This is a genomic window from Streptomyces chengmaiensis (assembly GCF_029846775.1).
Lineage (GTDB): Bacteria > Actinomycetota > Actinomycetes > Streptomycetales > Streptomycetaceae > Streptomyces > Streptomyces chengmaiensis.
On sequence record NZ_JARWBG010000028.1, the window covers coordinates 1 to 13,205 of the forward strand.

The window sequence follows — 13,205 nt, forward strand, 5'->3', positions numbered from 1 at the left end:
CCTCGCCGACACACCCCGGGCCCACACCCGCACCAGCCACTTCGCACGACTTCGCCCCGCCGAGCAACAGCTCGACGGGGCGAAGCAGCAGGCCCCGAATTAACCAACAGCGTCCAGACCAGTGCCGGAGCCCTCCGCTTCCATAGGGCATGAGCTGTGCCCCTCTTCGTCGCCCTCCGTCAGCGCAATGGGCTGCATTGGCATCCGACGGTGCAGACGGCCCTACGCCGCGGCGTTCGCGGTGCCGCCGTAGCGGTCGGTGACCTGCACCGTCGCCACGGCCGGCTCGCTCCAGGTGCCGGACCCACCGAAGCGGAACTCCATTCCGTTCTTCGCCGGGCGGCCGCTTTGTCGAGGTTGGGTCCAGGTGGCCGGGACGAGCCGGCGCATCACGCGGTCCGCACGCATGCGTCCGCGTACTGCCGCCGGCAGTCCGGCCAGGAGACGGGCCATGTGTGGGGCGTCGTATCCGGCGTCGAAGACGACCCTGCGCTGACACGCGATGGCCGGGGCTGCCATCTTGCACGGGACACGCCCCGGCCGCGGGTGACCGCGACGCGACGCCGAAAGAAGGGTCAGCCGTCCCGGTGGAGGCGCCAGCCCTGCCAGGAAGAAGTGATCATGTCACGTACGTCATGGCGGGCCTTCCAGCCCAGCTGGTCGGCGATGCGGTCGGCGGAGGCCACGATCCGCGCGGGGTCACCCGCCCGAGGCGCGGTGACTTCCGGTGCGACGCCACGGCCGGTGATCTCGTTGATCAGGTCGACCATCTCGCGGACCGAAACGCCTTCGCCACGGCCGATGTTGACGGTCAGGTCGCCGTACTCGCCGGCGTCCGACGTCTCGGCAAGCTTGCGTGCCGCCGCGAGATGGGCGTCGGCAAGGTCCTCCACATGGATGTAGTCCCGGATACAGGTGCCGTCCGGGGTCGGGTACGCGTCGCCGAAGATACAGGGGGCCTGGCCGTCCTCAAGCTTCTCGAAGACCATCGGCACCAAGTTGAAGATACCGGTGTCGGCCAGCTCCGGAGTGGCCGCGCCCGCCACATTGAAGTAGCGGAGGCAGGCTGTCGAGATACCGTGCGCCTTGCCGACCGCACGCACCAGCCACTCCCCAGCCAGCTTGGTCTCACCGTAGGGGCTCATCGGCAGGCACGGCGTCTCCTCGGTCACGAGGTCGACATCCGGCATGCCGTACACCGCGGCCGACGACGAGAACAGGAAGTTGCGCACACCGGCAGCGGCAACCGCCTCCAGCAGCACGGTCAGACCGTGCACATTCTCCCGGTAGTAGTGCAGCGGCTTCTCCACAGACTCGCCGACCTGCTTCTTCGCGGCTAGGTGTACGACGCCGGTGATGCGGTGTTCGGCGATCGTGCGGCCCACGAGCTCACCGTCGAGAGTGGAACCGATTACCAGCGGAACGTCCTCAGGGACACGGCTCGCCTCTCCCGTCGACAGATCGTCGAGGACAACGACACGCTCGCCGGCCTGGGTCATCGCCCGTACGACATGGGAACCAATGTAGCCGGCACCACCGGTAATCAGGTAAGTCATATGCTCTGTCTTTCTTCGAGGTGTTTTGCCCAAGTATTCGGAAGTCAGCGAAGGGCCAGGAGCAGCCTGCGCAGGCTACGGCTTGCGATGCCGACGGCTGCCCGCAAACCTGACGCAAGCCGCACGGCGAGCGAACCATTCGATGTCCGGCGCGGGTGTACCAGGAAGACACCGTACCGGCCGCCGAGGACCGGCCGTTGCTGTGCAGCCTTCCGTCGGCCGTCAGCGGCAGCTCTGCCGTGGCCGGCGCGCCCGATGCCGTCCAGTGCCGCCTCGGGCAGGTCGTCGGACCACACGGGTCCGGCGGCGGGGTCGGCATTCGGCGGCAGCAACCGGGAGTGCCCAGCGGACAGCTGAGCGAGCCCCCAGACGGCGCCGGTGCCATCGGCAGAGGCGTCGTCGACCACGATTACCTCGGCTCTGTCGGCCCCTGTGCAAGGGCCGAGGTGATCGCGTCGCCGACAAGTTCGGCGTCGTTGCAGGCGATGACGGCGACGCTCGCACCTTCGGAAGCGTCGGAGGGCTGAGGGGAGACGGTCACACGGGAATCCTACGGGAGGGGGGTGCTAGGCCCTGCCCGGGAGAACGCTTTCCGGTTCGCGCGGAGTCGGTGCGGGTGACAGCGGCACGAACGGCCTCCTGCCGGGAACGACGGACGCCTCTGCCGCTCAGAAAGGCTCGAATCCGTCGAACTCCTGCTGCGCCTCGTCCCGCTCCGCCTGGCGGTCGCGACGCCGCTGCGCCGCCGGACGCGGGGCCTCGAAGCGGTGGTCCTCGCCCCGGCGGCCGAGCATCTCCGCGCCCGCCATGGCCGTCGGCTCCCAGTCAAAGACGACCGCGTTCTCCTCCGGTCCGATCGCCACGCCGTCGCCCGCCCGGGCGCCGGCCTTCATCAGCTCTTCCTCGACGCCGAGGCGGTTGAGGCGGTCGGCCAGATAGCCCACGGCCTCGTCGTTGTTGAAGTCCGTCTGCCGCACCCAGCGCTCGGGCTTCTCGCCGCGCACCCGGAACAGGCCGCCGTCCTCCCGGGTGATCGTGAAGCCCGCGTCGTCCACCGCCTTGGGGCGGATGACGATCCGGGTCGCCTCCTCCACCGGCTTCGCCGCACGCGCCGCGGCCACGATCTCGGCCAGCGCGAAGGAGAGCTCCTTCAGCCCCGTACGCGACACGGCCGACACCTCGAAGACCCGGTAGCCGCGCTCCTGAAGATCCGGGCGGATCATGTCCGCCAGATCCTTGCCGTCCGGGATGTCGATCTTGTTGAGGACGGCGATGCGCGGGCGGTCGCCGAGACCTCCGTACGCCGCCAGCTCCTCCTCGATCACATCGAGGTCGGTCACCGGGTCGCGGTCCGACTCCAGCGTCGCCGTGTCCAGTACGTGCACCAGCACCGAGCAGCGCTCGACATGGCGCAGAAACTCCAGGCCGAGGCCCCGCCCCTGGCTGGCCCCGGGGATCAGACCCGGCACATCCGCGATCGTGTAGACCGTCGCGCCGGCCGTGACGACGCCCAGGTTCGGCACCAGCGTGGTGAACGGATAGTCCGCGATCTTGGGCTTGGCGGCCGACAGCACGGAGATCAGCGAGGACTTGCCGGCGCTCGGGTAGCCGACCAGCGCCACATCGGCGACCGTCTTGAGTTCCAGGACGATGTCGTCCACCCGGCCGGGCTCGCCCAGCAGGGCGAAGCCGGGGGCCTTGCGGCGGGCGGAGGCCAGGGCCGCGTTGCCCAGTCCCCCGCGGCCGCCCTCGGCCGCCACGTACCGCGTGCCCTGGCCCACCAGGTCCGCGAGGACATTGCCCTGCCTGTCGAGGACGACGGTGCCGTCCGGGACGGGCAGCACCAGGTCCTGGCCGTCCTTGCCGGAGCGGTTGCCGCCTTCGCCGGGCTTTCCGTTGGTCGCCTTGCGGTGCGGGCTGTGGTGGTAGTCCAGCAGCGTGGTGACCGACTGGTCGACGACGAGGATGACATCGCCGCCGCGTCCGCCGTTGCCGCCGTCGGGCCCGCCGAGGGGCTTGAACTTCTCCCGGTGCACGGAGGCGCAGCCGTGGCCTCCGTTACCCGCGGCGACATGCAGTTCGACGCGGTCCACGAAGGTGGTCATGGTGGTCTGCCTCCAGTACCGATGCGTTAAAGGACATGCGGGATGTCTCTTGATCTAACACGCGAAAGGCGGACCCGCTTCCCGGAAGGGAAGTGAGGTCCGCCCTCGCCAAGAATCCGGTCAGGCGACCGGAACGATGTTCACGACCTTGCGGCCGCGGTGGGTGCCGAACTCCACCGCGCCGGCCTGCAGCGCGAACAGCGTGTCGTCGCCGCCGCGGCCCACGCCCGCGCCCGGGTGGAAGTGGGTGCCGCGCTGGCGGACCAGGATCTCACCGGCGTTGACGACCTGACCGCCGAAGCGCTTCACGCCGAGCCGCTGAGCGTTGGAGTCGCGACCGTTCCGGGTGGACGATGCGCCCTTCTTGTGTGCCATGTCTCCTCAGTCCCTTACTTCGCGGCGGCGGGGATCGCCGTGACCTTGATCGCCGTGTACTGCTGGCGGTGGCCCTGACGACGGCGGTAGCCGGTCTTGTTCTTGTAGCGCAGGATGTCGATCTTGGCGCCCTTGTGGTGGTCCACGACCTCGGCCTGGACCTTGATGCCGGCCAGCACCCACGGGTCGCTGGTGACGGCGTCGCCGTCGACGACGAGCAGGGTAGAGAGCTCTACCGTGTCGCCGACCTTGGCAGTGGAAATCTTGTCAACCTCAACGATGTCGCCGACCGCAACCTTGTGCTGGCGACCACCGCTGCGCACGATGGCGTACACGCGGATCTCTCTCTCGCTCGAAACGGAGCCCCTGATGCCAGCCGCTCACACGGGCCGGGGCCCGGAGTGATCCGATTGGACGAGCGGCCTCTCCCGGCTCGGCCGGGAGGGAGGTGCTCAGGGACGGGCGCATAAGGAAACACGCCGAGGGTCAAGGTTACGGGCGGCCGGTCAGGGGGTCAAACCAGGTGCCTCGCCAGGACCCTGCTCACGGGCACTCTTCCTCGACATAGTCACGCAGCCACTTCTTGAAGTCAGGCCCGAGGTCTTCACGCTCGGCCGCAAGACGGACGATGGCCCTCAGGTAGTCGCCGCGGTCGCCGGTGTCGTACCGGCGGCCCTTGAAGACAACACCGTGGACCGGGCCGCCCAGCGACTCGTCCTCCGCCAGCTTCTGCAGCGCGTCGGTGAGCTGGATCTCGTTGCCCCGGCCGGGCTCGGTCTTGCGCAGGACCTCGAAGACGGCCGGGTCCAGGACATAGCGGCCGATGATCGCAAGATTACTCGGGGCCTCCGACGGGTCCGGCTTCTCCACCAGACCGGTGACCCGAACGACATCGCTGTCGCCCGTGGGTGCCACGGCGGCGCACCCGTACATGTGGATCTGCGCGGGGTCGACCTCCATCAGCGCGATGACGCTGCCGCCCTCCTGCTCCTGGATCTCGGCCATCCGCTTCAGCAGCGGGTCCCGGGGGTCGATCAGGTCGTCGCCGAGGAGGACGGCGAAGGGCTGGTCGCCGACGTGCGGGGCGGCGCACAGCACGGCGTGTCCGAGGCCGCGCGGATCGCCCTGGCGCACATAGTGCATGGTGGCCAGGTCGCTGGACTCCTGTACCTTCGCCAGCCGGTCGGCGTCGCCCTTGCGGGCGAGCGCCTCCTCCAGCTCGTAGTTGCGGTCGAAGTGGTCCTCGAGGGGCCGCTTGTTGCGACCGGTGACCATCAGTACGTCGGAGAGGCCCGCCGCCACCGCCTCCTCGACCACGTACTGGATCGCCGGCTTGTCGACGACAGGCAGCATCTCCTTCGGGGTGGCTTTGGTGGCGGGCAGGAACCGGGTGCCGAGACCCGCGGCAGGGATGACAGCCTTCTGTATCGCACTCATGCGGTTGGGGAACTCTCAGTCTGAACGGAAGTGAGCATCTGACAGTGCGGCCTCGCCCATGGGCGGCAGCCCGTTCGTACGCCTGGCAATGTCGGCGCACAGGGTATGAGTGCCTGCTGAGCCGGTCAAACCGACGTGAGCGACAGGGAATCGGCAGACCGACACCCCCTTGAGCCGGCAGACGGTGGCGTCCGCGGTCGCCACCGTCTGCCACCGTGCCGTCAGCTTTCCGCGGACGCAGTCACTCCAGAATGGGGTGTCTGCTCCGCAGCCGCGGTCTTCTTCGCCGCCTTCTTGGCGGTCGTCTTCTTCGCCGTCGTCTTCTTCGCCGCGGTCTTCTTCGCGACGGTCTTCTTGGCCGTCGTCTTCTTGGCGGCGGCCTTCTTCGCCGTGGCCTTCTTCGCGGTCTTGCGGGCGGCCTTCTTGGCCGGGGCCGCGGCCTCGGCCTCGGGGGCCTCGGCAGCCTCCGGGGCCGGTGCTCCGGCCTCGGCGGACGCCGGCTCCGACGGGGTGGAGGCGACCACGACGACCGCGGTGTCCTCACCCCCCGCGGGGGAGCCCGCGGGAGCGGTGACCTTGCGGGTCACCCGGCGGCGGGCGCGGGGCGGGGCCGGCTCGGCCGGGGCCTCGGCCTCGGCGGACGGTCGCACCGGCTCCGGCTGAGGCTCGGGCTCCGGCTGAGGCTCGGGCTCCGGCTGAGGCTCCTGCACGGCGGCGGCCGGGGGGCCCGCCGGAGAGGTCGCCTTGCGGACGGCGCGGCGGCGGGTACGGCCCGCGGGAGCAGGCGCGGCCGCCTCCACCGGCTGCTCCACCGGCTCCACCGGCTTCTCGGCCTTCCCGGTCGCAGGCTCGGCGACAGGGGCCTCGACGGGCTCGGCCGTCTTCGGCGCGCCGGCCTGGGCCGTCGCCTTGCGCGTCGCCCGACGGCGGCCCCGACCGCCGCGCATCGCGGCGGCCTCCGCCTCCGCGGCACTGCTGTACAGCTCCTCGTCGGGTGCGACAGCGGGCTCGGGCAGCGCCACCGGGGCTGCGGCCTCCGCCGCGACCTCGGCCTCGGTCTCCGCCGGCGCCTCGGTGACGGCCTCGGCCGCGGGCGCGGCGGGCGGCTCGGCCGCCGCAGCGCCGCGGCCGCGCTTCTTCGAGCGCTTCCCGCCACCGCCGCCCGCGGCGGCCGGCTGCTCCATGTGCACGATCAGCCCACGGCCGTTGCAGTGGACGCAGGACTCGGAGAACGACTCCAGCAGCCCCTGACCGACCCGCTTGCGGGTCATCTGCACCAGGCCCAGCGAGGTGACCTCGGCCACCTGGTGCTTGGTCCGGTCACGGCCAAGGCACTCCAGCAGCCGTCGCATGACCAGGTCCCGGTTGGACTCCAGCACCATGTCGATGAAGTCGACGACGACGATGCCGCCGAGGTCGCGCAGCCGCAGCTGGCGCACGATCTCCTCGGCCGCCTCCAGGTTGTTCCTGGTGACGGTCTCCTCCAGGTTGCCGCCCTGGCCGGTGAACTTGCCGGTGTTGACGTCGACCACGATCATGGCCTCGGTCTTGTCGATCACCAGCGAGCCGCCGCTCGGCAGCCAGACCTTGCGGTCCAGCGCCTTCATCAGCTGCTCGTCGATCCGGTAGGTGGCGAAGACGTCGACCTCGCTGGTCCACCGCTGGAGCCGGTCGGCCAGGTCGGGCGCGACATGCGAGACATAGCCGTGGATGGTCTCCCACGCCTCGTCGCCGCTGATGATGACCTTCGAGAAGTCCTCGTTGAAGATGTCGCGGACGACCCGGACGGTCATGTCCGGCTCGCCGTACAGCAGCGCGGGCGCGCTGGAGCCGTTCTTCGACTTCTTCTGGATCTCCTCCCACTGCGCCTGCAGCCGCTCGACGTCACGGCGCAGTTCCTCCTCGCTCGCGCCCTCGGCCGCCGTGCGCACGATGACGCCGGCGTCCTCGGGGACGATCTTCTTGAGGATGGTCTTCAGCCGTGCGCGCTCGGTGTCGGGCAGCTTGCGGCTGATGCCGGTCATCGAGCCCTCGGGGACGTACACGAGGTAGCGGCCCGGGAGGGAGACCTGGCTGGTCAGCCGTGCCCCCTTGTGACCGATCGGGTCCTTCGTCACCTGGACGAGCACCGACTGACCGGACTTGAGCGCGGTCTCGATGCGGCGCGGGCCGTTGGCCATGCCCAGCGCCTCGAAGTTCACCTCGCCTGCGTACAGGACGGCGTTGCGGCCCTTGCCGATGTCGACGAAGGCGGCCTCCATGGACGGCAGGACGTTCTGGACCTTGCCCAGGTAGACATTGCCGACGTACGAGGTGGCCTGCTCCTTGTTGACGTAGTGCTCGACGAGCACGTTGTCCTCGAGCACGCCGATCTGGGTGCGCTCGCCGCTCTGGCGGACGACCATGACCCGCTCGACCGCCTCGCGGCGCGCCAGGAACTCCGCCTCGGTGATGATCGGCACCCGGCGGCGGCCCTGCTCACGGCCCTCGCGGCGGCGCTGCTTCTTGGCCTCCAGACGGGTCGAGCCCTTGATGGACTGCACCTCGTCGGAGGGCTCCTCGGCCTTGCGCGGGCGCGGCTCGCGGACCTTGACGACCGTACGCTCCGGCTCGTCCTCGCCCGCGACGTCCGCGCCGTCACCGCTGCGGCGGCGACGACGGCGGCGGCGACGGCTGCTGCTGGTCCCGGCGGCGGACGGAGTGGCGGCCTCGGCCTGCTCCCCCTCCTCCTCGGACTCCTCCTCTTCCGCGGCGGCCTCGGCCTGCTCCGCGGGCTCCTCGACGGACTCCTCCGCCTCCGCGGCCTCGCCGCGGCGACGACGGCGGCCGCCGCGACGGCGACGACGGGAGGGACGCTCCTCGAACTCGTCCTGCTCCTCGCCCTCGTCGGCCTGCTCGGCCGCTGCCTCCGCCTCGACCGGCTCCGCGGCCTCGGCCGCCTCGACCTGCTCGGCAGTCTGCTCACCGCGGCGGCGACGACGGCGACGGCCGGAACGCGCGGCCTCGTCTGCCGCCTGCTCGGCCTCCGCTCCGGTCTCCGCTCCGGTCTCCTGTGCCGCCTCGCTCTCATGCACAGCGGCAGCGGCGGCAGCGGCGGCCGTCTCCGGGGTCTGGAACATCGGCTCGGTGAAGACCGGGGCCTGGAAGACCGGGACCGCGGGCCGCGCGGCACGGCGGGCGGAAGCGGGGGCCTCGCCCTCCGCGGACTGCTCCTGCGCGGTGAACTCCGGGGCGACGGACGAGGCCGCACGGCGGCGCGCACGGCCGCGGGTGGCCGCCTTCTCGGCGGCGGCGACCTCGTCCCCGTGAGCGGTGATCTGAGTGACCGCGCCCTGGGGCAGGCTCTCGCCCACCTCGGCCTCGGTCTCCTCCTCGCCGGCTCCGGCGGCCTGGGGCGCACCGGCGGGTTCGGCGGCCTTGCGAGCGGCGCGGCGGCGGGTCCGCTTCGGCGCGGCCTCGGCGGGCTCAGCGGCTTCCGGAGCCTCCGCGGCTTCGGCTTCGGCGGCCGTCTTGGGGGCGCCGGCGGGGGCGGATGCCCTGCGGCGCGTACGGGTACGCGGTGCGGGGGCCTCGGGCTCCGCCTCGACGGCGGGCTCGGCGTCAGTGCCGGCGGCCGCGTCGTCCGTCACGGCTTCGGGCTCCGGCTCGGCGGCCTGACCCTCGACGGCCCTGGGGGCGCCGGCGGGGGCGGACGCCCTGCGCCGGGCGCGGGCTCGCGGCGCGGGGGCTTCGGCCGGGGCCTCCTCTGCCGTCTCCACGACCTCTGCCGTCGCGGCGGCCTCCTCCGCCGAGGCGGCGGGCGCTACGGCCTTCCGGACGGCGCGGCGGCGCGTACGTGCGGGGGCGGGGGCGGCCGCCTCGGGCTCGGCAGCGGGCTCGAGCTCCCCGACGGTCTCCGGCTCCACGGCGGCCTCCTCCACAGCTGCCTCCTCCGCGACGGGCGCGGCCACCTTGCGGGTGGCCCTGCGGCGCGTACGTGCCGGGGCGGGGGCGGCCGCCTCGGGCTCGGCAGCGGGCTCGGGCTCGGGCTCGGCGTCGGTGCCGGCGGCCGCCTCGGCCGTCTTCGGCGTCCCCGCCGGAGCGGTCGCCTTGCGGGAGGCCCGGCGGCGGGCACGAGGGGCGGGGGCCTGCGCCTCCGCGGGCTCGGGCTCCACGGCCTGCGCCTCCGCGGGCTCCGGCTCGGTGACGTCGACGGCGCCGACGGCCTCTGCGTCTTCGACAGCCTGGACGATCTCCGTCGCCTCCGCGGCCCCGCTCGGCGGCCCGGCCGGACGCGAGGCCACCCGACGCTTGCGGCGCGGCGGCAGCGTGTCGCTCGGGCTGTTGTTCTCTTCGATGTCGTTGTCGTGGTTCCCGGTGGTACCGGGTCCGTTCGGCTCGTGCATGCGGGCGGTTCTCCCGTCGCGCTCCCGGGCGCCGCGTCTGGTTCCGGTCCGGGCCGCGGCCACGTGATGTGCGCGGCCCCGCCGTCCGGGGCGCGGGCGCCGCACGGGAGCTGATGTATGGCTCGCCGGTTCCGTACGCGTGATACGCACGGCCTGGCGAAAGTCTTCTGGTCTGCGCGCGGCCCGACCCAGGTGGCTCCCGAGTGCCAGGGCTGCGCTCCGGCGACCGTCCTAAATGGAACCGGCACCTTCCGGCACCGTCGCGTCGGCGGTCCCGGCGGCCGTGTGTGAAGCGGCCGGGGCTGCGTCGCGGTCAGGCGCGAGCGGGTCGGTCACCATGCCGGACTCCTCGTCGAAGAGCCCCTGCGCCAGCCTGGTCACCGCTGCGGGGACCGGCGGCGCCAGGTCGGCCACAGCTCGGAGACCGGACAGGACGTCGTCGGGCCGTACGGCAGGTGTCACGTGCCGCACAACCAGCCGCAGTATCGCACAGGGCCCCTGCCCCGGCCTATCGCCCGCCCCGTCGACCGCCTCCAGGGCGGCGACGGCCGCGCGGGCGTCGAAGGTGCGCATGCCGTTCTTCGTCCTGCGCTGCACCTCGACGGCCCCGGCTGCGAGGAAGGCGGAGACGGCCCGCTCGGCGGCGTCCGACCCGACCCCCTCGAGCCGCAGCTCCCACACGGAGGCGGTGAGCCGATCGGCCAGACCGGAGGCCCGTGCTTCCACGGCGTCAGTGATGTCAAGCCCCTCGGGCAGCGACTCGTCCAGCAGCTTGCGCAGCCTTTCCGGGTCGCGATGCTCGGTGAGGGCGATTTCCAGATACTCGGCCTCGCTGCCCGTGCCGGTGGGTGCGGCATTGGCGTACGACACCTTGGGGTGCGGGGTGAATCCCGCCGAGTACGCCATCGGCACTTCGGCGCGCCGGAGCGCCCGCTCGAAGGCGCGCTGAAAGTCTCGGTGGCTGGTGAACCGGAGGCGGCCGCGCTTGGTGTAGCGCAGTCGGATGCGCTGCACTGCCGGTGCGGGCGGCGGGCCTTCGGGCTGTCGCTTGCCCAGTGGTTCTTCTCCTCGGTGCTGGGCGTGCGCGGTACGGCGCCGCCCTTGGATGTGCGGGGTGTTCCCTGGGGGCCGCCCGGCTCACCCCCGGTTTCGCGGGGAGATCTCGGGCCCGGCCGCCGCGCCGGGAACGATGGCTCTTCTACCCAGAGTACGCGTTGCTCATCGCGCCTCGACTCACCGCCGGGTGCGGCCGCCCCGCGGAGGACATGCGAAGGCCCGGCCACCTGCGTCCCCGAGTGGCCGGGCCCTCTCCCCGAGCTGTTGAGCGATGCGGGCTACCGCACCGCTACTTCACCACGCTGAGCGGCAGCAGCTTCTTGCCGGTCGGGCCGATCTGGATGTGCGTGTCCATCTGCGGGCACACTCCGCAGTCGAAGCACGGCGTCCAGCGGCAGTCCTCGACCTCGGTCTCGTCCAGCGCGTCCTGCCAGTCCTCCCAGAGCCAGTCCTTGTCGAGGCCGGAGTCCAGGTGGTCCCAGGGCAGGACCTCCTCGTAGGTGCGCTCGCGCGTGGTGTACCAGGCGACGTCGACGCCGAACTCCGGCAGGGCCTTGTCGGCGCAGGCCATCCACCGGTCGTACGAGAAGTGCTCGCGCCAGCCGTCGAAGCGGCCGCCGTCCTCGTACACGGCGCGGATGACCGCGCCGATGCGGCGGTCGCCGCGCGAGAGGAGGCCTTCGACGATGCCGGGCTTGCCGTCGTGGTAGCGGAAGCCGATGGAGCGGCCGTACTTCTTGTCGCCGCGGATCTTGTCGCGGAGCTTCTCCAGCCGGGCGTCGGTCTCCTCGGAGCCGAGCTGCGGGGCCCACTGGAAGGGGGTGTGCGGCTTGGGCACGAAGCCGCCGATGGAGACGGTGCAGCGGATGTCGTTGGAGCCGGAGACCTCGCGGCCCTTGGCGATGACCCTGGTCGCCATGTCGGCGATCTGGAGCACGTCCTCGTCGGTCTCGGTGGGCAGACCGCACATGAAGTACAGCTTCACCTGGCGCCAGCCGTTGCCGTAGGCGGTGGCCACGGTCCTGATCAGGTCCTCTTCCGAGACCATCTTGTTGATGACCTTGCGGATGCGCTCCGAGCCGCCTTCGGGGGCGAAGGTCAGCCCGGACCGGCGGCCGTTGCGGGTCAGCTCGTTGGCCAGGTCGATGTTGAAGGCGTCGACACGGGTGGACGGGAGGGACAGGCCGATCTTGTCCTCCTCGTACCGGTCCGCGAGGCCCTTGGCGACGTCCCCGATCTCGGAGTGGTCCGCCGACGACAGCGAGAGCAGCCCGACCTCCTCGAAGCCGGTCGCCTTCAGACCCCGGTCCACCATCTCGCCGATGCCGGTGATGCTGCGTTCCCGCACGGGGCGGGTGATCATGCCGGCCTGGCAGAAGCGGCAGCCGCGGGTGCAGCCGCGGAAGATCTCCACGGACATCCGCTCATGGACGGTCTCCGCGAGGGGGACGAGCGGCTGCTTGGGGTACGGCCACTCGTCCAGGTCCATGACGGTGTGCTTGGACACCCGCCACGGGACGCCGGAGCGGTTGGGCACGACGCGGCCGATGCGGCCGTCGGGGAGGTACTCGACGTCGTAGAAGCCGGGGACGTACACCCCGCCGGTGCGGGCCAGCCGGAAGAGCAGTTCCTCGCGGCCGCCGGGGCGGCCGTCCGCCTTCCAGGCGCGGATGATCTCGGTGATCTCCAGCACGGCCTGCTCGCCGTCGCCGATGACCGCGCAGTCGATGAAGTCCGCGATGGGCTCGGGGTTGAAGGCGGCGTGACCGCCTGCGAGCACGATCGGGTCGTCCGTGCCGCGGTCCTTCGCCTCCAGCGGGATGCCCGCGAGGTCCAGGGCCGTGAGCATGTTGGTGTAGCCCAGCTCGGTGGAGAAGCTGAGGCCCAGGACGTCGAAGGCCTTGACCGGGCGGTGGCTGTCGACCGTGAACTGCGGGACGCCGTGCTCCCGCATCAGCGCCTCCAGGTCCGGCCACACGCTGTACGTACGCTCGGCCAGAACGCCCTCGCGTTCGTTCAGCACCTCGTAGAGGATCATGACGCCCTGGTTGGGCAGCCCGACCTCGTAGGCGTCCGGGTACATGAGCGCCCAGCGGACGTCGCAGCTCTCCCACGGCTTCACCGTGGAGTTGAGCTCTCCGCCGACGTACTGGATCGGCTTCTGCACGTGCGGGAGCAGAGCTTCGAGCTGCGGGAAGACCGATTCGGCAGGCATGTGGAGGAAAACCTTCATCGTCTGACAGGGGCGACTCTCTAGCGTAACCCCCTCGGAGTCGCCCCTCGGCACGGCG

Annotated in this window: 10 protein-coding genes and 1 pseudogene; all 11 read right to left on the reverse strand. The window is 71.5% G+C overall.

Annotated features, from left to right (window positions below):
• Nucleotides 1–225 precede the first annotated feature (225 nt).
• Nucleotides 226–486: pseudogene (locus tag QCN29_RS22480) on the reverse strand (transposase); the annotation flags it as partial.
• An 89-nt stretch (nt 487–575) separates the two neighbouring features.
• Nucleotides 576–1,556 carry a UDP-glucose 4-epimerase GalE gene (gene galE / locus QCN29_RS22485; protein WP_279930356.1) on the reverse strand — a complete coding sequence of 327 codons (981 nt, stop codon included), beginning with the start codon at nt 1,554–1,556 and terminating at the stop codon, nt 576–578.
• A gap of 44 nt (nt 1,557–1,600) precedes the next feature.
• Nucleotides 1,601–1,963 carry a hypothetical protein gene (locus QCN29_RS22490; RefSeq protein WP_279930358.1) on the reverse strand — a complete coding sequence of 121 codons (363 nt, stop codon included), beginning with the start codon at nt 1,961–1,963 and terminating at the stop codon, nt 1,601–1,603.
• 2 nt (nt 1,964–1,965) lie between these two features.
• Nucleotides 1,966–2,097 carry a hypothetical protein gene (locus tag QCN29_RS22495; RefSeq protein WP_279930361.1) on the reverse strand — a complete coding sequence of 44 codons (132 nt, stop codon included), beginning with the start codon at nt 2,095–2,097 and terminating at the stop codon, nt 1,966–1,968.
• Nucleotides 2,098–2,224: 127 nt separating this feature from the next.
• On the reverse strand, nt 2,225–3,661 hold the full coding sequence (gene obgE, locus QCN29_RS22500; protein WP_279930362.1) for a GTPase ObgE: 1,437 nt from the start codon (nt 3,659–3,661) through the stop codon (nt 2,225–2,227).
• Nucleotides 3,662–3,781: 120 nt separating this feature from the next.
• Entirely contained in the window at nt 3,782–4,036 is a 255-nt protein-coding gene (gene rpmA / locus QCN29_RS22505; RefSeq protein ID WP_023550764.1) for a 50S ribosomal protein L27, read from the reverse strand.
• Between the two features lie 14 nt (nt 4,037–4,050).
• Entirely contained in the window at nt 4,051–4,371 is a 321-nt protein-coding gene (gene rplU, locus QCN29_RS22510; protein WP_240138577.1) for a 50S ribosomal protein L21, read from the reverse strand.
• Nucleotides 4,372–4,579: 208 nt separating this feature from the next.
• On the reverse strand, nt 4,580–5,473 hold the full coding sequence (gene galU / locus QCN29_RS22515; RefSeq protein ID WP_279930364.1) for a UTP--glucose-1-phosphate uridylyltransferase GalU: 894 nt from the start codon (nt 5,471–5,473) through the stop codon (nt 4,580–4,582).
• A gap of 221 nt (nt 5,474–5,694) precedes the next feature.
• Complete coding sequence (locus QCN29_RS22520; RefSeq protein ID WP_279930366.1) at nt 5,695–9,858, reverse strand: Rne/Rng family ribonuclease; 4,164 nt, start codon at nt 9,856–9,858, stop codon at nt 5,695–5,697.
• 231 nt (nt 9,859–10,089) lie between these two features.
• A complete protein-coding gene (locus QCN29_RS22525) occupies nt 10,090–10,872 on the reverse strand; it encodes a TIGR03936 family radical SAM-associated protein (protein WP_279930367.1) in 783 nt (260 codons plus the stop codon).
• 331 nt (nt 10,873–11,203) lie between these two features.
• On the reverse strand, nt 11,204–13,129 hold the full coding sequence (locus QCN29_RS22530; RefSeq protein ID WP_279930369.1) for a TIGR03960 family B12-binding radical SAM protein: 1,926 nt from the start codon (nt 13,127–13,129) through the stop codon (nt 11,204–11,206).
• Nucleotides 13,130–13,205: the final 76 nt, after the last annotated feature.